This is a genomic window from Microbacterium sp. HSID17254 (assembly GCF_003989315.1).
GTDB lineage: Bacteria > Actinomycetota > Actinomycetes > Actinomycetales > Microbacteriaceae > Microbacterium.
On record NZ_RBLT01000036.1, the window covers coordinates 1 to 19371 of the forward strand.

The 19371-nt window shown below is 70.1% G+C and carries 18 protein-coding genes and 1 pseudogene; 8 read left to right on the forward strand and 11 right to left on the reverse strand.

Annotation, left to right across the window (positions count from 1 at the left end; all coding sequences use genetic code 11):
- The 4 genes and pseudogenes from D8M34_RS19020 to D8M34_RS14945 all read left to right on the forward strand — a co-directional run.
- Nucleotides 1–223: pseudogene (locus D8M34_RS19020) on the forward strand (glycerate kinase); the annotation flags it as partial.
- 141 nt (nucleotides 224–364) lie between these two features.
- A complete protein-coding gene (locus tag D8M34_RS14935) occupies nucleotides 365–1216 on the forward strand; it encodes an ABC transporter permease (protein WP_025105461.1) in 852 nt (283 codons plus the stop codon).
- Between the two features lie 30 nt (nucleotides 1217–1246).
- Complete coding sequence (locus D8M34_RS14940; protein WP_025105462.1) at nucleotides 1247–2281, forward strand: ABC transporter substrate-binding protein; 1035 nt, start codon at nucleotides 1247–1249, stop codon at nucleotides 2279–2281.
- 11 nt (nucleotides 2282–2292) lie between these two features.
- The gene (locus tag D8M34_RS14945) at nucleotides 2293–3111 is read left to right on the forward strand and encodes an ABC transporter ATP-binding protein (RefSeq protein WP_126894380.1); all 819 of its coding nucleotides are present in this window, start codon (nucleotides 2293–2295) and stop codon (nucleotides 3109–3111) included.
- Between the two features lie 845 nt (nucleotides 3112–3956).
- Here D8M34_RS14945 and pgm read toward each other — a convergent pair.
- Entirely contained in the window at nucleotides 3957–5600 is a 1644-nt protein-coding gene (pgm, locus tag D8M34_RS14950; protein ID WP_126894381.1) for a phosphoglucomutase (alpha-D-glucose-1,6-bisphosphate-dependent), read from the reverse strand.
- 78 nt (nucleotides 5601–5678) lie between these two features.
- Between pgm and pheA the strand changes: the two genes are divergently transcribed.
- On the forward strand, nucleotides 5679–6629 hold the full coding sequence (pheA, locus tag D8M34_RS14955) for a prephenate dehydratase (RefSeq protein ID WP_029990079.1): 951 nt from the start codon (nucleotides 5679–5681) through the stop codon (nucleotides 6627–6629).
- A gap of 262 nt (nucleotides 6630–6891) precedes the next feature.
- Here pheA and D8M34_RS14960 read toward each other — a convergent pair whose 3' ends face one another.
- The 5 genes from D8M34_RS14960 to D8M34_RS14980 form a co-directional block, all read right to left on the reverse strand.
- Nucleotides 6892–7098, reverse strand: coding sequence for a hypothetical protein (locus D8M34_RS14960; protein WP_025105466.1), 207 nt, complete (start codon nucleotides 7096–7098; stop codon nucleotides 6892–6894).
- Between the two features lie 100 nt (nucleotides 7099–7198).
- Nucleotides 7199–8134 (reverse strand): hypothetical protein, encoded by a 936-nt coding sequence (locus D8M34_RS14965; RefSeq protein ID WP_126894382.1) that lies wholly within the window; start codon nucleotides 8132–8134, stop codon nucleotides 7199–7201.
- 607 nt (nucleotides 8135–8741) lie between these two features.
- The gene (locus tag D8M34_RS14970) at nucleotides 8742–9779 is read right to left on the reverse strand and encodes an LLM class flavin-dependent oxidoreductase (protein ID WP_025105468.1); all 1038 of its coding nucleotides are present in this window, start codon (nucleotides 9777–9779) and stop codon (nucleotides 8742–8744) included.
- Nucleotides 9780–9815: 36 nt separating this feature from the next.
- The gene (locus D8M34_RS14975; RefSeq protein WP_025105469.1) at nucleotides 9816–10043 is read right to left on the reverse strand and encodes a DUF2795 domain-containing protein; all 228 of its coding nucleotides are present in this window, start codon (nucleotides 10041–10043) and stop codon (nucleotides 9816–9818) included.
- A 64-nt stretch (nucleotides 10044–10107) separates the two neighbouring features.
- Nucleotides 10108–10530: an Hsp20/alpha crystallin family protein gene (locus D8M34_RS14980; protein WP_025105470.1), complete on the reverse strand. Its 423-nt coding sequence runs from the start codon at nucleotides 10528–10530 to the stop codon at nucleotides 10108–10110.
- 129 nt (nucleotides 10531–10659) lie between these two features.
- Here D8M34_RS14980 and D8M34_RS14985 point away from each other — a divergent pair, with 129 nt between their 5' ends.
- Both D8M34_RS14985 and D8M34_RS14990 read left to right on the forward strand, forming a co-directional pair.
- Nucleotides 10660–10968, forward strand: coding sequence for a MerR family transcriptional regulator (locus D8M34_RS14985; protein ID WP_025105471.1), 309 nt, complete (start codon nucleotides 10660–10662; stop codon nucleotides 10966–10968).
- A 45-nt stretch (nucleotides 10969–11013) separates the two neighbouring features.
- On the forward strand, nucleotides 11014–12744 hold the full coding sequence (locus D8M34_RS14990) for a cation:proton antiporter (protein ID WP_085605971.1): 1731 nt from the start codon (nucleotides 11014–11016) through the stop codon (nucleotides 12742–12744).
- 161 nt (nucleotides 12745–12905) lie between these two features.
- Here the strand turns inward: D8M34_RS14990 and D8M34_RS14995 are convergent, their stop codons facing one another.
- From D8M34_RS14995 to D8M34_RS15015, 5 genes are all read right to left on the reverse strand, one after another.
- Nucleotides 12906–14327: a dicarboxylate/amino acid:cation symporter gene (locus D8M34_RS14995; RefSeq protein WP_174235396.1), complete on the reverse strand. Its 1422-nt coding sequence runs from the start codon at nucleotides 14325–14327 to the stop codon at nucleotides 12906–12908.
- Between the two features lie 142 nt (nucleotides 14328–14469).
- Nucleotides 14470–14811 carry a hypothetical protein gene (locus tag D8M34_RS15000; protein WP_025105474.1) on the reverse strand — a complete coding sequence of 114 codons (342 nt, stop codon included), beginning with the start codon at nucleotides 14809–14811 and terminating at the stop codon, nucleotides 14470–14472.
- Between the two features lie 162 nt (nucleotides 14812–14973).
- Nucleotides 14974–15210 carry a helix-turn-helix domain-containing protein gene (locus tag D8M34_RS15005; RefSeq protein ID WP_126894383.1) on the reverse strand — a complete coding sequence of 79 codons (237 nt, stop codon included), beginning with the start codon at nucleotides 15208–15210 and terminating at the stop codon, nucleotides 14974–14976.
- On the reverse strand, nucleotides 15207–15959 hold the full coding sequence (locus tag D8M34_RS15010; protein ID WP_126894384.1) for a hypothetical protein: 753 nt from the start codon (nucleotides 15957–15959) through the stop codon (nucleotides 15207–15209). The genes D8M34_RS15005 and D8M34_RS15010 overlap by 4 nt, the downstream gene beginning before the upstream one ends.
- Nucleotides 15959–16582 (reverse strand): hypothetical protein, encoded by a 624-nt coding sequence (locus D8M34_RS15015; RefSeq protein WP_085605977.1) that lies wholly within the window; start codon nucleotides 16580–16582, stop codon nucleotides 15959–15961. Before D8M34_RS15015 ends, D8M34_RS15010 begins: the two co-directional genes overlap by 1 nt.
- Before the next feature lie 175 nt (nucleotides 16583–16757).
- On the opposite strand from D8M34_RS15015, the gene D8M34_RS15020 reads away from it, so the two are divergent.
- The gene (locus tag D8M34_RS15020) at nucleotides 16758–19289 is read left to right on the forward strand and encodes an ATP-dependent Clp protease ATP-binding subunit (RefSeq protein ID WP_025105479.1); all 2532 of its coding nucleotides are present in this window, start codon (nucleotides 16758–16760) and stop codon (nucleotides 19287–19289) included.
- Nucleotides 19290–19371: the final 82 nt, after the last annotated feature.

The following is a 19371-nucleotide window of genomic DNA, read 5'->3' on the forward strand; positions in this document are numbered from 1 at the left end:
ACAGTCGGGCGACGGGAAGGTGCCGTCGTTCCTCGCCGCGCTCGCGGCGGAGGCGGGGGCGCGACCGCTGCTCGCCGCAGGACGGATCGCGGAGGATGCGGACACGACCCTGTTCGCGGAGGCGGTGTCGTTGACCGCGCTGGCGGGGTCGACGACCGCCGCCCTGACCGATCCCGCACGGTGGCTGCGGGTCGCGGGCGCGGCTCTCGCCCGGACGCGGTGACCGGCCTGGACGCCCCGCCCGCGGGGGCGACGACGGCGGGGACACGGCCATGCGTTGACACGGCAGAACCGTCGGCATAGACTCGCAACACCGAACGGGAATGCGCTTTCCCGAATCCTTCACGAAGATGTCGAGGACCCCATGTCGTCTGCCCCCTCCGCGACCATGACCCTGGCGCTGGCCGCCGATCGTCCCGAGCCTCCGGGCATCGTCCGCTGGTGGAGCCGCCATTGGCACCCGCTCGTCTTCGTGCTCGCGGTACTCGCGCTCTGGTGGGTCTCCACGAGCCTCGGTTGGGTGCCGGCCTTCATCATCCCGTCGCCGGCCGACACCTGGGCCGCCTTCACCGACAACGCCGCCTACCTTGCGCAGAACACCTGGGTCACCACCTACGAGACCGTGATCGGGTTCGTCATCGCGGTCGTCGTCGGCGTCCTCGTCGCGGTGCTCATGGTCTACTCGCGAGGCCTGGAGCAGACGCTCTATCCCGTCATCCTCTTCGCGCAGGTCATCCCGAAGATCGCCATCGCCCCGCTGTTCGTCGTCTGGCTCGGGTTCGGGGCGGAGCCGAAGATCCTCGTGGCGGTGCTCATGGCGTTCTTCCCTGTCGTCATCTCGGGCCTCGCGGGTCTGCGCACCGTCGACCCGGAGATCCTCCAGCTCGCGTCGACCATGGGAGCCAGCCGCTTCAAGACCTTCCTCAAGGTGCGGCTGCCCGCGGCTCTGCCCGAGCTCCTCTCCGGCCTCAAGGTCGCCGCGACCCTCGCGGTCACCGGCGCCGTCGTCGGCGAGTTCGTCGGCGCGAACGAGGGCCTCGGCTACGTGATCCTCCAGGCCAACGGCAACCTCGACACCGCGATGCTCTTCGCCGCGCTCATCATCATGTCGCTGCTCGGCGTCATCCTCTTCGGCATCATCCAGATCGCCGAGCGCTTCCTCATCCCGTGGCACGCCTCCAAGCGCGACGTCGCCGCGGCCACCGTTCGACTCTGACCCCCCTCGCCCCCACGAAAGAAGGCACTGATGAAGAAGTCAGGCACCATCCTCAGCTCGATCGCCCTCGCGTCCGCCGCGGTGCTCGCCCTCTCCGGCTGCGGAGGATCGACGGCCCCGGCGAGCTCCGGCGACGGTGACGGCGGCGAGCTCACGCCGGTCACCCTCATGCTCAACTGGTACCCGTACGGCGAGCACGCCGCGTTCTACTACGGCGTCGACCAGGGCATCTTCGAGGAGCACGGCATCGACCTCACGATCAAGGCCGGCCAGGGCTCGACGAAGACCGCGCAGGCCGTCGGGCAGGGGCAGGTCGACTTCGGCTGGGCGGACACCCCCGCCGTCCTCGCGAACATCGACAAGGGCGTCGGCATCAAGAGCGTCGGCGTCTTCCTGCAGACCACGCCGTCGGCCGTGCAGGTCTTCGCCGACTCCGGCATCTCCAGCCCGGAAGACCTCAAGGGCAAGACCATCGCGGTCTCCGCGGGCGACGCCCCGACCACGACCTTCCCGATGTACCTCGAGGCCGTGGGCCTGGAGGAGGGCGATGTGACGCAGCAGAACCTCGACGCCGCGGGCAAGATCGCCGCCATGCTCTCGGGCAAGGTCGACGGCCTCATCGGCTTCGCGCACGACCAGGGCCCGACCATCGCCGACAAGAGCGGCAAGGACGTCGAGTACCTGCGCTACTCCGACGCCGGCCTGAACTTCTTCAGCAACGGCCTCATCGCGCCCACCGACACCATCGAGAACGACCCGGAGCTCGTCGAGGCGCTGGTCGCGGCGACCTCCGAGGCCTTCGAGGCCGCGCAGGAGGACCCCGAGGCGGCCGTGGCGGCGATGGAGGGCAAGGACCCGCAGATGCCGTCGCAGGAGGTGCTGCTGCACCAGTGGGAGGAGACCATCGAGCTGCTCCACACCGACGCCACCGAGGGCCAGGCTCCCGGCGCGAACGCCACCGAGGACTGGGAGTCCACGCTGGAGGTGCTGTCCGAGGCCGGGCTCATCTCGGGCGACGGCGACGTGGAGACCTACTTCGACGACGCCTTCACCCCCGGGAAGTGAGACCGATCGTCATGGACACTCACGTTCAGCAGGAACGCGGACCCGCGGCCACGGGCACCGCTCCGGCGCTCGAGGTCTCGGATCTCGCGATCACCTTCGCCTCCAAGCGGCGCCAGGTCACGGCCCTCGAGGGCGTCGACCTGCGCGTCGAGGAGGGGGAGTTCCTCTCCATCGCCGGACCTTCGGGCTGCGGCAAGTCGACCCTCCTGAAGGCCGTCGCCGGACTCACCGCTCCGAGCCGCGGCAGCATCCGCCTGCGCGGCGACGAGGTCCGCGGTCCGCGACAGGATATCGGCTACGTGTTCCAGCGGGCGGCGCTCCTGGAATGGCGCAGCGTCCGCGGCAACATCCTCCTGCAGGCCGAGATGCGCGGGATGGACATGCGCAAGGCTCAGGCCCGCGCCGACGAGCTCATCGAGATGACCGGTCTCACCGGCTTCGAGAAGTCGCTGCCGCACGAGCTCTCCGGCGGCATGCAGCAGCGGGTGTCGCTGTGCCGCGCCCTGCTGCACGAGCCGCGGGTGCTGCTCATGGACGAGCCGTTCGGTGCCCTCGACGCCCTCACGCGCGAGCGTATGAACGTCGAGCTCAACCGGATCTGGAGCGCCACCGGCACGACCGTGCTGCTCGTGACCCACTCGGTCGCGGAGGCCGTCTACCTCGCCAGTCGCGTCATCGTGATGGGGCCGCGCCCCGGGCGGATCCTGGAGGAGCACCGCGTCGACCTCCCGGCCCGCCGCGGCTACGCCGATGTTCTGGAGACGGAGGAGTTCCACCGCGTCTCGAGCCGCGTCCGCGAGCTCCTCGGCTCCTCCACCGACGCCGACTGACCCGCCTCCGCCCCCGTCGCGCCCCCGTCCCGCCCCCGCCCCCCGTCCCGCCCCGCCCCCGCCCCCGTCCCGCCCGCGCCCCCGCCCCTCGCCCCTCGCCCGTGTGCGGGATCAAAACCGCCCCTCCCCAGCGTCCCCCGGGCCCGGTTTCGATCCCGCAGCAGGGGCGGTCGGCGGAGCGGGATCGAAAAGGCCCGTCCGGGACCCCCGACGAGCCCGTTTTCGATCCCGCAAGAGGAGGGGCGGACGGATCGGCGCCGACGGACCGACCCGCGACAACAGGAGGGGCCTCATCGCCCGAGCGTGCACGGAACCGACGGTCCGGCGTGGGATGAAGAATGCTCCTGCGAAACGCTGACGAGGGTCGTTCTTGATCCCGCACCGGGTGGTGCACCGTACGACCGTCCCATTGTCAGCAAGTCCCGGGAGCGGAATCGTCGCCCGGGTGTGGCTGGATCGATCACGTCCCTCCCCGGTGCCTGCCGCGCCCGCTTTCGATCCCGCCACGGGCTTTGCGCGTCCCCTCCCGCCGCGCCCCGGCTAGCGGGATCAAGAAAGCCCCTCTCCAGTCCGTGCCAGGCCCGTTTCCGATCCCGCCACGGGCTTTTCGCGTCCGCTCCCGCCCGGCCCCGGGGTGACGGGATCAACAACGTCCCTCCCCGATGCCTGCCAGGCCCGTTTCCGATCCCGCCGCGGGCTCGTCCGCCCGGCCTCGGGGTGGACCGGATCACCAGGGTCCCTCGCCGGCGCCCGGAGGGCGGGACCGAAAACTCCCCCCGGCGGTGGCCGAGGGGAGCGGTTTCGATCCCGGAGCACGCGCGGACGCGGCGCCGGGGGAGGGAGGATCAGTCGCCGAGGGCGGCGGAAACCACGGCGCGGGCCTCGGCCTGCACCTCCGCGAGGTGCTCGGGACCGCGCAGGCTCTCGGCGTAGAGCTTGTAGACGTCTTCGGTTCCGGACGGGCGCGCGGCGAACCACGCGTGCGGAGTCTGCACCTTGAGGCCGCCGATCGCCGCACCGTTGCCGGGGGCGTGCGAGAGCTTCGCGATGATGTCCTCGCCGGCGAGGGTGGTCGCGGTCACCGACTCCGGGGCCAGCTTGCCGAGCGTCGCCTTCTGCTCAGGGGTCGCGGGGGCATCGACGCGCTGGTAGGCGGAAGCGCCGAAGGCGTCCTCCAGCTCCGCGTAGCGCTGCGACGGGGTCTTGCCGGTCACCGCGAGGATCTCGGCCGCGAGCAGGCAGAGGAGGATGCCGTCCTTGTCGGTCGACCACACGGAGCCGTCGTGGCGCAGGAACGAGGCCCCCGCCGACTCCTCGCCGCCGAACGCCACCGAGCCGTCGAGCAGTCCGGGCACGAACCACTTGAAGCCCACCGGAACCTCCAGCAGACGCCGCCCGAGCGACTCGGCCACGCGATCGATGATCATCGACGACACGAGCGTCTTTCCGACGGCGGCCTCACGCGGCCAGTGCTCCCGGTGCGAGAAGAGGTAGTCGATGGCGACGGCGAGGAAGTGGTTCGGGTTCATGAGCCCGGCGTCGGGGGTGACGATTCCGTGCCGGTCCGCGTCGGCGTCGTTCCCCGTGAGGATGTCGTAGTCGCCCTTCTTCGCCACGAGCGATGCCATGGCCGACGGGGACGACGGGTCCATCCGGATCTTCTCGTCCCAGTCCAGGGTCATGAAGCGCCAGGTGGGGTCGACCTCGGGATTGACGACCGTGAGATCGAGGTCGTGCATCTCGGCGATCAGCGACCAGTATTCCACCGACGCGCCGCCCAGCGGGTCCGCGCCGATGCGCACGCCGGCGCGGCGGATCGCCTCGATGTCGATGATCGACGGGAGGTCGCGCACATAGGCGTCGCGGAAGTCGTATCCGGTGATCGCGTCCCAGTCCACGTCGGCGAAGCGCTCGCGGCGGACCTCGGTCAGGCCGCCGGCGATGAGCTGGTTGGCGCGGTCGGCGATCCAGCCGGTCGCATCGGTGTCGGCGGGACCGCCGTGGGGCGGGTTGTACTTGAAGCCGCCGTCACGCGGCGGGTTGTGCGAGGGGGTCACGACGATGCCGTCCGCGCGGCCCGGGTCGTCGGCGGCGCGGTCGCGGTTGTACGTGAGGATCGCGTGGCTCAGCGCGGGAGTCGGTACCCACGAGTCCCGGGCGTCGACGCGCACGTCCACGCCGTTCGCGAGCAGGACCTCGATGGCGCTGCGCTCCGCCGGGAGGGACAGCGCGTGGGTGTCGCGCCCCAGGAAGAGCGGACCGGTGATGCCCTGCGCGGCGCGGTAGTCGACGATGGCCTGCGTCGTGGCGAGGATGTGGTTCTCGTTGAAGCTCTTCGTGAGCGACGAGCCGCGGTGCCCGCTGGTGCCGAACACGACCCGCTCGCTCGCGACATCCGGATTCGGCACGCGGTCGTAGTAGGCGGCGATCAGCTCGTCGACGTCGATCAGGTCACTTTCCTCCGCGGGGAGGCCGGCACGGCTGCTCATGCTCTCAGTCTGCCCCGTGCAGCCGATACGCGCATCCGCCTTGACACGCGGGAACCCCATGAGTCACCGAGGGATAGGCTGAACGCCGTGACTGCACGCCGCACCTACAGCTATCTCGGACCAGCCGGAACCTTCACGGAGGCAGCGCTCGACCAGGTGGCCGAGGCCAGGGGACAGGACTGGCGACCGGTGCACAACGTGGGCGAGGCGCTCGCGGACGTCCTCGAAGGGCGGAGCGACGCGGCCATGATCGCGATCGAGAACTCCATCGAGGGCGGGGTCTCGACCACGCAGGACGCGCTGGCGACTCTGCCGGGGCTCCGGATCATCGGCGAGTACCTCGTGCGGGTGAACTTCGTCCTCGTCGCGCCGCGCGGCACCACTCTCGACCAGGTCGAGGTCATCGCCGCGCACCCCGTCGCCTACGCGCAGTGTCACGGCTGGCTCGGCGAACACCTCCCGACCCACTCGCATGTGCCGGCGGCGAGCAACGTGGCCTCGGCCATCGGCGTCCTCGACGGCACCTCGCCCGCGCAGGCCGCGATCGCCGCTCCCGGCATCGTGCAGCACTATGACGTGGATGTGCTCGCCGAGGGTATCGGCGACAACGCGGCGGCCGTGACCCGGTTCGTCCTCGTCACCCGCACCACGCGTTCGCCCGCGCCGACCGGTGCCGACAAGACCTCGCTGATCGTCGAGCTCCCGCATGACCACCCTGGTTCTCTCCTCGAGATGCTGGAGCAGTTCTCGACGCGCGGCATCAACCTCTCCCTCATCGAGTCCCGGCCCATCGGCGACGAACTCGGCCGGTACCGGTTCGTGATCGACGCGGACGGTCACATCGAGCACGAGCGGATGGCCGACGCGCTGCTCGGGATCCGCCGCTTCAGCCCCCGTGTGGTGTTCCTCGGGTCGTACCCGCGTGCTGACCGGCAGATCGTGCAGTATCCCGACCGCTACTCCGACGAGATCTTCATCGAGGCCCGCGACTGGCTCCGCGGCATCCTCTCCGGCGAACCCGAGTCCTGACGCCGCACGCACGCGCGTGCATCCTGCGTTCGGGATCGATAACGCACGTTCCCGTACCGGCCCGCGCCCGATTTCGATCCGGCATGCCGCGCCCCCAGTTGGCGGGATCGATAACGCACGTTCGCCGAACGATCTGCGCCCGTTTTCCAACCGGTGCACCCCGCCGCCGCGATCCCCCACAGCCGCAGGTATCGCGGGATCAGAATCGCACCTCGTACCGGCTCGGGAGGTGCTGTTTCGATCCCGCACGACGAGGAGCGGGTCAGTGCTCCTGGAACCGCGGCCAGGCGCTGCCCGGCAGCATACGGGCGTGCAGCGCGCCCTTCGCGGAGGCGAGGCTGGGATAGGTCCCGGCCGCCGCGTCCGCTCCCGCCATGGTCACCACATAGCCGTTCTCATCGTGGCGGATGCTCCCCACCACCCCGTTCGTCCCGTACGCGACCCAGAGTGCGAGTGTCTTGGTGCTCATCGTCGAACCCCTCTCTCTGCCGCCGAGGCTACGCCTCCCTGACATCCGGAGCCAGCCCCCTCATCGCGGAGAGGACCGAACGCCCATCCATGAGCACGCCTCAACCCCGGATGCCGTGGCGAACCATGAGTGCGCGACGCACACGGGCGGCGAGGGCGGCGCCACCGTCGCGCAGATCGAGCTCGGTGACGCGGATCACGAGCCATCCGTGATCTTCGAGGTCGCGCTGACGCTGGATGTCGATCCGCCATTGGTCACGGTCCGTCCGATGGCCGTCGCCTTCGTACTCGATGGCGATGCGGCATTCGGGGTAGGCGAGGTCGACCCGGGCGAGGAAGCGTCCGTCCACGGAGACGATGTGCTGGATCGCGGGCTCCGGGAGGTCGAAGCTCGTGAGGAGCAGCCGGGTCTCGGTCTCCTTCGGCGACTCGACGCCCGGTCGTGCGAATGCCAGCCCATCGCGTATGCGACCGCACCCGGGGAACCGCCCCCATCGCGTCAGCTGTCGATCGATGCTCTCGATGGTCGCGACCGGCCGGCCCATCCGCAGCCCCGGATAGACATCTGACGATGCGACCAGCGCATCGAGCGCCACGACGATCGGCGTGAACACGAACTCCCGCGCGCAGAGGAACAGTGCGCTGACCGGATCGACCGTCGGAACTCCGTGGATGTGCCATGTGTCCGCCCGTCCCGGGGCGATGCGGCGCCCTCGGACGCCGACCGTCCTTGGCGGTGAGGTCCCGGTGTGCACGGCGACGTCGAGGGGCTCATCGGGCGACCATCGGACGGGCGCGGGAATCCCCCACAGCCGGAGGGCCGTGCGTCCGGCGAATGCCTGGCCTTCACGGAGGCGCGGAAGGTACGCGGCGACTCGATCGTCGAACGTGGCGGGTTCGTTCGCCGACCGCACTCCGGCGAACGGCCGCGCGAGGTCTCGGCTGGAGTATCTCTTCCGCCCGACCCCGATGGCCGCGGCGTCACGGACGGCGAAATGAGGGCCGAGGTCAGGCGGGAGAGGGATCCGGTGTCGCATGCGTCCATGCTGTCCGTGCAGGGTCGGCGTCCGGGCGGTCGATCATCCTCCGCCCGGCTCTTGTGGACAATTCGAATCGACCTGCGATTGTGGCAGAGGTCTCTTCATCGCGCCGGATCAGAAGTGTCCCTCCAGCGACCGCTGAAGGCACGTTTCCCGTCCCGCATGCCGAGACAGCGAGAGGCTCCCGGACGGAGCGAAGAGCGCGTTGCGGGACCTGCCGGGGCCCCGATTCCCGCTCGCACGGGGTGGCGCGACGACGACGGCCGGCCCGCGGGATCAGAAAGGTGCCGCGGGAAGCGCTCAGGGGAGCGTTATCGATCCCGCACCAAGTGACCGACCGGACGCGGGATCAGGAAGGCGCTGCGGGAGGTGCGCAGGGGAGCGTTATCGATCCCGCACCAAGTGACCGACCAGACGCGGGATCAGAAAGGTGCTGCGGGAAGCGCGCAGGGGAGCGTTATCGATCCCGCAGGGCGGAAGGAACCGGACGCGGAAGCAACCGGACGCGGGACCGACCGGACGCGGGATCAGAAAGGCGCCGCCCGGGCCTCGTGGGGGAGCGTTATCGATCCCGCGACGGAACGCCCCCGTCCCGCGACGCGACTCACGCCCCCGCGACGAGCTCCAGCGTCTGAGCGCGCCCCGCGGCCGAGTCCTTCGGCTCCGCGTCATAGGCCCCGGCGACGGGGGAGAGCATGACCTCGTCCACCCCGTAGGTCGACGCGAAGGAGCGCACCTCGGCGGCGACGGACTCCCCGGTGCCGACGAACCACCGCGACCGCGCGGCCTCGACCACCTGATCGGTCGCGGCGTCGTGCTCCGCGGCGAGGGCCTGCTCGACGGTCTCGAGCGCGACGAGCGGCTGGTTGAGTCGGAGTCGCGCCATCATCCGCAGCTGCGGCAGGGCACGGGCCTCCGCCTCCTCTGCGGTCGGGGCGGCGACGGCGTTCACGGTGAGGAAGGTCCGCGGCTCCGGGTGCTCCTCGCTCGGGCGGTAGTTCGTGCGGTAGAGGTCGAGGGCGCGTTCCAGGCCCTGTCCGGAGAAGTGGTTCGCGAACACGTACGGCAGGCCGAGGGAGGCGGCGAGCTGCGCGGAGTAGTCGCTCGACCCCAGCAGCCACACCTCGGGCACCCCGGTCGCGGCGGGAGTCGCCCGCACGGTGTACTCCCCGCCGGAGGTGAAGCGCACCGTGGCGCCGTCGGCGGTGAAGAGCGCCGCGATGTCCTGCACGTGGCGGGGGAACTGCTCCACGTCGCTGGTGGTCCCTGACCCGCGGAGGAGCTGAGTGATCACGGGGTCGCTGCCCGGCGCGCGGCCGAGGCCCAGGTCGATGCGGCCGGGGGCGATGGCCTCGAGGGCGGCGAACTGCTCGGCGACGATCAGGGGCGCGTGGTTCGGCAGCATCACGCCGCCGGAGCCGAGGCGGATGCGCGAGGTGCGCGTGGCGGCGGCCGCGATGAGGACCGGCGGCGTGGTCGATGCGACCGCGGGCATGTTGTGGTGCTCCGCGAACCAGTACCGGCGATAGCCGAGCCGGTCGGCGGTCGCGGCGAGGGAGAGGGAGGCGGTGATGGCCTCGGCACTGGTCTGGCCGGAGCGGACCGGCACGAGGTCGAGGACGGAGAGGGCGACGTCGTTCATCTCCGGATGTAACCTCGGCGGCCGCTCCGGCATTCCCTACGCGGCGAGGCGCGAGGCGGGGGTGAGCGCGTCGGCGAGCGCGTTCCTGGCGAGGCGATAGCGGATGAGCCAGGCGGCGCTGAAGCTCTGTTCCGGCAGGTCGTGCAGCGCCGCACGGTCGTGGTTCGGCAGTCCCTCCCGCGCGGCTTCGCGCAGGAGGTCGTCGCGGGTCGCGGGGTACTCCATCTCGGCGAGGAAGCGGTCGAGGGTCGGGGAGAGTGCCATGTTTCGTCCTTTCCGTGAGAAGAGGATGAGAGGGGGGCGGTGCCGCAGCACCGCCCCCGGGTGCTCAGGCGTCGATCGCCTGGCGCTGTTCGCCGGATTCGACGACGATCTTGCGTGGCTTCGCCCGTTCGCTGACGGGGATCACGACCGACAGGACACCGCTCTCGTACGAGGCGCTGATGTTGTCGAGGTCCACTCCGTCGCCGAGCGAGAACTGGCGCAGGAACGATCCGGCGCCGCGCTCGCGGGCGAGCCAGCGCACGCCTTCGCGGGTGTCGGCCGTGCGCTGTGCGCGGATCGTGAGCTGCCCGCCGTCGAGGTCGACGTCGATGGAGCCGGGGTCGGCGCCGGGGAGGTCGGCGTGCAGGATGTAGCGGTCCCCGTCGCGGTACAGGTCCACCGGCATCGACCGGGGCGCGCGCACGGAGTCCAGGACGCTCGCGGCGAAGCGGTCGAGCTGGCTGAAGGGATCGAAGGTCAGTGCCATGAGGTGTCTCCTTTCGTGCGGCCCTGCAAGGGCTGAGGTGGTGTGCAGATTATCTGCACCTGAGGTATAGATTTATTATAGAACACACGCAGGAATCTTCGCAACCCCGATCCGGAGACGAGGACATTCATGACCGCACGCGACTCGCGCACCCCGCTCTACGGCATCGCCGTGGCCGCGCAGCTCGTCGACCTGCCCGAGGCGACGATCCGGCTCTTCGAGAGCAAGGGCCTCCTCGCGCCCGCCCGGAGCGACGGCGGCACGCGCCGGTACAGCGACGATGACATCACCCGCCTGCGTCGCGCGGCCGAGCTCCGCGGCGACGGCATCAACATCGCCGGGATCGCGCGGGTCCTCGACCTGCAGGATGAGAACGCGGGCCTCCGGGAGGCTCTCGACGCGGAGGCGCCGGAACGCGAGCGCTCCGCCCGCGACTGACGACCGGCGGACAGGGGGAGCCGACGACGCCGCTACGCTTTCCGCATGGAAGCCGGGATCTTCTACGTCCTCGTCGGAGCTGTCGCCGTGGCGGCCGTCGCGCGGTCGCGGGGGTGGCCGGCCCCGCTGCTCGTGACCGTCGTGGCGCTCGCCGCCTCGTTCCTGCCGTTCGTGCCGGAGCTGGAGATCGACGGGCACCTGCTGCTCGGGCTCGTGCTGCCTCCGCTGCTGTATTCCGCCGCCCTCGACGTGTCGTTCGTCGGGTTCAAGCGCAGCCTGCCGCAGATCCGCCGTCTCGGGATCTGGCTGGTGCTGCTCACCGCGTTCGCCGTGGGGCTCGTGGCCTGGTGGATCCTGCCGTCGCTCACGCTGCCCGGCGCGCTGCTGCTGGGCGCCATCGTCGCCCCGCCGGACGCGGTGTCGGCGGCGGCGATCGGCCGTCGTCTCGGTCTACCTCGCCGCATCATGACGGTGCTGTCCGGGGAGAGCCTCATCAACGACGCGACCTCGCTCACGCTCTACCGGGTGTTCGCGGCCATCCTCGCCGGGGCGACGCTGACCGTCTGGGATGGGATCTGGCAGTTCCTCCTCGCGGTCGGCGTGGGGGTGGGCATCGGGCTGATCTTCGGGATCGTCCTGCATCAGCTCCGCATGCGCATCGGCGACCCGGTGGTGATCGGCACCTTCGGTCTGCTCGCCCCGTTCGGTGCGTACAACATCGCGGAGCATCTGCTCGGCTCCGGCGTCCTGGCGGTCGTGGCCATGGGGCTGTTCGTCGGCTTCAACGCCCCGCGCACCGACTACACGACCCGGCAGCAGGAGGCGCCGTTGTGGCTCTCGGCCGACCTGCTGCTGGAGAGCTTCGTGTTCGCCTACATCGGCCTCCAGTTCCCGCGGGTGCTCAGCGACCTCGGCAGCGAGTCGGTGGGGCACATCCTCCTGCTCTCCGGCGCCGTGCTGCTCGTGGTGCTCGTGGTGCGGCCGCTCTACATCTACCCGATCAGCGCGTGGTCGAACTTCCAGGACCGCCGCCGGCTCGCCCGCATGGATCGCGGCATCGCATCCGGGGAGTTCGACGAACGGCGACGGCGGTCCCGGCGGTGGCGCGACCAGAGCACGGATGAGCTGCGGACGCAGATCGTGCGGGAACGCATGGCCGGGCTGCGGCTCACGTGGAAGGACAACGCGGTCATCTCGTGGGCCGGCATGCGGGGCGTGGTGACCCTGGCGATCGCGGTGGCCGCCGCCGATCTGGCCGGGCTCGACACCGAGGCCTCGCACGCCATCGTCGTCGTCGCCTTCATCGTCACGGTGGGCACGCTCCTGCTGCAGGGGCTCACCCTGCCGCTGCTCATCCGGCGGCTCGAGATCGCGGGGGATGAGGAGCACGCGGAGGACGTCGCGGCGCTGGAGATGGTCAAGGCCAAGAGCCGCGAGGCCGGCAAGGCGTACCTCGCCGAGAAGCGCCGGGAGTGGGAGCAGAAGCACGGCGAGGTCGACCTCGGCATGTTCGATGCCTTCACCAAGCGCATGACCCGGGTGGAGAAGGACACCGACGACGCACAGCAGGTCGAGGACACCGTCGCCCGCCCCTCCTATGACGACCTCGTCGCGCTGACCAAGGGATGGCTGCAGGTGCGGCGGGAGATCCTCGTCGCGGAGCGGGACGCCGGCGAGCTGGACGAGGAGGTCATGCGGGAGCTGCTGGCCGCGATGGACGCCGAGGAGCTCGCGCTCGACACCCGCGGCGCGACCCGCCCCCTGAGCCGCAACTGACCCCTCCTTTCCGCCGACCCACCCCCTTCCGGTCGACCCACCCCTTTCCGCCCGTGCGTACAGGGCCGGGGCGCACGCAAAGGGGTGGCTCGGCGGGGAAGGGAGATAAAAAGAGCGCCCCACCTTCGAGAGGAAGGTGGGGCGCTCGTGAGGAGACCGGGTCAGCGGGCGCCGGCGGGCTCCGGGGTGGAGGCGGCGTCGGCCTCGGGAGCGTCGTCGCCGGAGTCGTCGGCGAAGGGCAGGCCCTCGCGCGGCGCGTTGTAGAGCTCCTCGTCGAGGATGCCCTCGCGCTTCGCGACGATCGCGGGGACGAGCGCCTGACCGGCGACGTTCACGGCCGTGCGGCCCATGTCGAGGATCGGGTCGATCGCGAGCAGCAGGCCGACGCCCTCGAGCGGCAGACCCAGGGTGGACAGCGTCAGCGTGAGCATGACGACCGCGCCCGTGGTGCCGGCGGTGGCGGCGGAACCGACGACCGAGACGATCACGATCAGCAGGTACTGCACGAAGTTCAGCTCGATGCCGAAGAACTGCGCGACGAAGATCGCGGCGATGGCCGGGTAGATCGCGGCGCAGCCGTCCATCTTCGTCGTCGCGCCCAGCGGCACGGCGAACGAGGCGTAGGAGCGGGGCACACCGAGGTTGCGCTCGGTCACGCGCTCCGTGAGGGGCAGCGTGCCGATGGAGGAGCGGCTCACGAAGGCGAGCTGCACCGCCGGCCACACACCCGAGAAGTACTGCTTGATGGAGAGGCCGTGCGTGCGCACCAGGATGGGGTACACGACGAACAGCACGAGCGCGAGGCCGATGTAGACCGCGGCCGCGAACCAGCCGAGCGACGCCAGCTTCTCCCAGCCGTACTTGATGACGGCGGAGCCGATGAGGCCGAACGTGCCGAGGGGCGCGATGCGGATGATCCACCACAGCACGCGCTGGATGACCTTGAGCAGGGACTCGGTGAAGACGAGGAACGGCTCCGCCTTCTTGCCGGCCTTGAGCGCCGCGATGCCGACGACGGCCGCGACCACGATCACCTGGAGGATGTTGAAGCCGACGCTCGAGGTGAACGCGCCCTCGGTGGCTCCGGGGGAGGTGCTGACGGTCAGGCCGAGGAAGTTCTGCGGGATGAGGCCGAGGAGGAAGTTCCACCAGGTGCCGACCGTGTACGGCTCGCCCGGCTCCAGGCCCTCGCCGGCGCGGCTGCCCGGCTGGATCACGAGGCCGAGGACGATGCCGATGATGACCGCGATGAAGGCGGTGATCGCGAACCAGAGGATCGTCTGCCCGGCGAGGCGGGCGGCGTTCTGCACGCGACGGAGGTTCGAGATGCTCGCGACGATCGCGGTGAAGATCAGCGGGACGACAGCCGCGCGAAGCAGCGTGACGTACGAGCTGCCGATCGTGTCGAGGGTCGCCGACAGGGCGGTCGGGTTCTCGGCCGTGGCGCCGAGCTGACGGCCGATCAGACCGGCGGCGATGCCGAGGACGAGGGCGGCGATGATCTGGAAGCCGAACGAGGTCAGCAGCTTCCGGACCGGCCCGCGGGTGTCTGGCGCCTTCTGGGCGCGTGCGGTGGTGCTCATTGAGGTGGGGACTCCAGAATCGCGGCGCGCCGGGTGCACGCCATGAGGCTCAACGCTAGGAGAGCCTGAGAATTCCCTGGGCGGATATGACGAAGGATGACGGCCGCCCTCCCAGGCCGTCATCCTTCGCTGCGTGCCGCCCTCAGGGCGTGACGCAGTCCTGGAGGTTGTCCTGGATGATCTGGGTCGTGAGGGCCTTGTCGGCCTCGTCCCGCTGCTTGTCCTCGCCGTCGGCGATGTAGCCGAGCGTCTCGTCGCTGAGGTCGGAGTCGACCAGGGCTTCGGCCAGGCAGGTGGCGGCGTCGTCGGTCATGGCCTCCTCCTGCGGGGTGCCCTCGAAGACCTTCTGGATGCCGTCGGCGACCTCGTCGACCGAGGGGCGGCTCTCTCCCGCGCAGGCGGCGAGGGAGAAGGCGAGGGCAGCGGCCGGGACGATCGCCAGGAGGCGGAGGCCGCGACGCGAGGGGATGCGGGTGCTGATCATGCGACGACGCTATCCACTCACAGCCGACTCATAGAAGGGGCTTGCGGAGCGCTGTGCGATCGTGCTCGCCCTCCCGCCGACCCACCCCTCTTCGTGCGTCCCGGCCCTCTGCGTGCGTCCGTAAGGGACCGGGGCGCGCGGAAGGGGGTGGGCCGGCAGAAGTCAGCGGTCGGCGAGGACGAGGAGGTCGCCGACCTCGCAGTCGAGCGCCTCGCAGATGGCCCGCAGCGTGGAGTAGCGGATCGCGCGGGCGCGGTCGTTCTTCAGCACCGACAGGTTCACGATGCTGACGCCGACGGCGGCGCTCAGCTCCGTCAGCGTCATCCCGCGGGCCGTCAGCAGCTCATCGAGACGGCAGTGGATGCCCGTGGACTCGTCGTCGCTCTCCGCCGGGCTCACACCAGGCCCTCCGTCTCGCGTTCCAGGGCGGCCCGTTCCTGCTCCACGCGCATGCCCTGACGGAACACCGCGGCGAGGGCGAGGAGGCCGAGCGCCGCGGCGAACGGCAGCGGGGTGACGGTGAGCCAGTAGGTCTGCGGATACCAGGTGCTGTCCGCCGGCAGGGCCTCGCGCAGTCCGGTGGTGGCGGCGATTCCGCTCAGGAGATCGGAGAGCACGCCCAGCACCCCGAACGCGATCGCACCCCCGACGAGGGCGCGGGTCACGGTGCGGGAGAACGCGCGGCCGCGGAGGGTATGGAAGCAGATGAGTGCGAGGACCACCGCGGGGATCGTCGTGAGGGCGAGGCTGCTGAGCTGTGCGGCCGCGGCGAGGAGGCGCAGCCCGAGCGACGCGTGGCCCACCGTGAAGTCCGAGAGCTCCGTGCCGCCGCAGCTGAGCATCGTCGTCGTGCTGTCGCCGTACTCCGAGCACGGGAGGCTCGAGGGCCAGTCGAGGAAGATCGTCGTCGCACCGTGCAGCTCCGCCCAGTCCACGGCGAACGCTTTGACGACGATGACCACCGCGCCCAGTGCGGAGAGCGTGATCCACCATCCGGACAGCGTGAGCGCCGCGTCGAGGGCGACCGTGCGGCTGCCACGGCGGCGGCTGTTCCAGACGACGAGGGCGACGACGGCCGCACAGACCGCGAGCGCGATCCCGATGTTGAGCAGAGACGGCCAGACGGCCTCGGAGCCGAACGAGATCATCAGACCAGCCCTTCCGTGTCGCGCTGCAGACGGCGGCCGATGGTGAAGACGCCTGCCACGAGAGCCAGCGCGAACGCCCACCCCACGGGCGCGAGATCGAACTCCATGAGCAGCGTCCACAGCACGTCCTCGACCGCGGGGTCGGTCGCGGCGAGATCCTTCACGATCTCGGCCCGCCCGATGCCGCCGGCGAGCTGCCCGAACAGGGTGCCCGCCATCAGCAGGCAGGCGGCGACGGCGAACATCCACCCGAGGGAGGCGCGGAACGGGCGGGAGCGGATGAGGGAGACGCCGAGCCACCAGACCACTGCGCACAGCGCCACGGTGGCGAGCGCGGGGAGCGCCGTCTCGAGCAGCAGCAGCCAGCGGGCGCTCGTGGGCGGCGCGGTGAGCGTGACGAGGGCGGAGTCGACGGTGGCGCCCTCGACACCGGCCACGCCGTCGAGGGCGGAGAGGTCGACGTCGTGCACCGGCATCGCGACCGTGGGCGAGGGGGAGAACAGGGCACCGGCGGCCTGGGCGACGGCGACGATGGCGCCGATCCCGACGCTGACGGCACCGGTGGCGATGAGCCCGAGCGCGATGCCGTCGGCGAGCGAAGGGCGTCTTTCCGTGGCGAGCATGAGCTCCTCCTGAGAGTCAGGGTTTATCGACTTTCGTTAACATAACGACTGTCGATAAACCCGTCAAGGCCTCGCTATGCCCACGGCGAACACGGGCATACCCGCCATTTCTGGTCGTTACTCTCGATGTACAAGCGCTTCATGCGTCTTCGCCCCGTGCGAATAAGGAGTCAACATGTTCGAGAGATTCACGGACCGAGCCCGTCGAGTGGTCGTCCTCGCCCAAGAAGAGGCGAAGATGCTCAACCACAACTACATCGGCACCGAGCACATCCTGCTCGGCCTCATCCACGAGGGCGAGGGCGTCGCAGCCAAGGCGCTGGAGTCGCTCGGCATCTCCCTCGACGCCGTGCGCGAGCAGGTGCAGGACATCATCGGCCAGGGTCAGCAGCAGCCGACCGGGCACATCCCGTTCACGCCGCGCGCCAAGAAGGTGCTCGAGCTGAGCCTCCGCGAGGCCCTGCAGCTCGGTCACAACTACATCGGCACCGAGCACATCCTCCTCGGGCTCATCCGCGAGGGTGAGGGCGTGGCCGCTCAGGTGCTCGTCAAGCTGGGCGCCGACCTCAACAAGGTGCGGCAGCAGGTCATCCAGCTGCTCTCCGGCGCTCCGGGCCGTGAGCCCGCGTCCGTCGGCGCGCAGTCCAACGACACCCCGTCGGGTGCGCAGGGCGGCTCGCAGGTGCTCGACCAGTTCGGTCGCAACCTCACGCAGGCCGCGCGCGACAACAAGCTCGACCCGGTGATCGGGCGCGAGAAGGAGGCGGAGCGGGTCATGCAGATCCTCTCCCGCCGTTCCAAGAACAACCCCGTCCTGATCGGCGAGCCCGGCGTCGGCAAGACCGCCGTCGTCGAGGGTCTCGCCCAGGCGATCGTCAAGGGCGATGTGCCCGAGACGCTGAAGGACAAGCAGCTCTACTCGCTCGACCTCGGCTCGCTCATCGCCGGTTCCCGCTACCGCGGCGACTTCGAGGAGCGTCTGAAGAAGGTCACCAAGGAGATCCGCACGCGCGGCGACATCATCGTCTTCATCGACGAGATCCACACCCTCGTGGGTGCGGGTGCCGCAGAGGGCGCGATCGACGCGGCCAGCATCCTCAAGCCGCTGCTCGCCCGCGGTGAGCTCCAGACCATCGGGGCAACCACGCTCGACGAGTACCGCAAGCACTTCGAGAAGGACGCCGCGCTCGAGCGCCGCTTCCAGCCGGTGCAGGTGAACGAGCCGACGCTGCCGCACGCGATCAACATCCTCAAGGGTCTGCGCGACCGGTACGAGGCGCACCACAAGGTGCAGATCACCGATGGCGCGATCGTGGCTGCGGCGAACCTCGCCGACCGCTACGTCTCCGACCGCTTCCTCCCGGACAAGGCCATCGACCTGATCGACGAGGCCGGCGCGCGCCTGCGTCTGTCGATCCTGTCCAGCCCGCCCGAGCTGCGCGAGTTCGACGAGAAGATCGCCGCCGTGCGCGAGCAGAAGGAGATCGCCTCGGAGGAGCAGGACTTCGAGAAGGCCGCCTCCCTGCGCGATGAGGAGAAGAGCCTCCTCGCCGAGCGTCTGCGTCTCGAGAAGCAGTGGCGTGCGGGCGACGTCGCGACCCAGGCGGTCGTCGACGAGGGCCTGATCGCCGAGGTGCTCGCCCAGGCGACCGGCATCCCCGTGTTCAAGCTGACGGAGGAGGAGTCCAGCCGACTCGTCTTCATGGAGAAGGCGCTGCACCAGCGCGTCATCGGTCAGGAGGAGGCCATCGCGGCGCTCTCCAAGACCATCCGTCGTCAGCGTGCCGGCCTCAAGGACCCGAAGCGTCCCTCGGGCTCGTTCATCTTCGCCGGCCCCACGGGCGTCGGAAAGACCGAGCTCGCCAAGGCGCTCGCGGAGTTCCTCTTCGACGACGAGGCCGCGCTCATCTCGCTCGACATGAGCGAGTTCGGCGAGAAGCACACCGTCTCGCGGCTGTTCGGTGCCCCTCCCGGGTTCGTCGGCTTCGAAGAGGGTGGCCAGCTCACCGAGAAGGTGCGGCGCAAGCCGTTCAGCGTGGTCCTCTTCGACGAGATCGAGAAGGCGCACCCGGACATCTTCAACTCGCTGCTGCAGATCCTGGAAGAGGGTCGCCTCACCGACGGTCAGGGTCGGATCGTGGACTTCAAGAACACGGTCATCATCATGACCACGAACCTCGGTGCGCGCGACATCGCCGGCGGCCCCGTCGGCTTCCAGATCGAGGGCAACAACGCCACGAGCTACGAGCGGATGAAGGGCAAGGTCAACGAGGAGCTCAAGCGGCACTTCAAGCCCGAGTTCCTCAACCGCGTCGACGACATCATCGTCTTCCCGCAGCTGAGCAAGGACGAGCTGGTGCAGATCGTGGACCTGTTCACGAAGCGCCTCGGCGAGCGTCTGCTCGACCGCGACATGACGATCGAGCTGTCGCAGTCCGCCAAGGAGCGCCTGATCGAGATCGGCTTTGACCCGGCCCTGGGTGCCCGTCCGCTGCGTCGCGCGATGCAGCACGAGATCGAGGACCGTCTGTCGGAGAAGATCCTGCACGGCGAGCTCGACTCGGGCGACCACGTGAAGGTCGATGCGAAGGACGGGGAGTTCCTGTTCGAGCACGGCCCGCGCGGGGAGAAGGTCGCGGTCGGCGTCAACACCGGCGGCGGCGCGATCTCCGGCACGCCCGACCTGGCGATCACCGGCAACGACTGATCCTCGACACGGTCACCCGAAGGGGCGGATGCGACAGCGTCCGCCCCTTCGTCGTCCCCACTCCGCCCTCGCTCCGGGCACG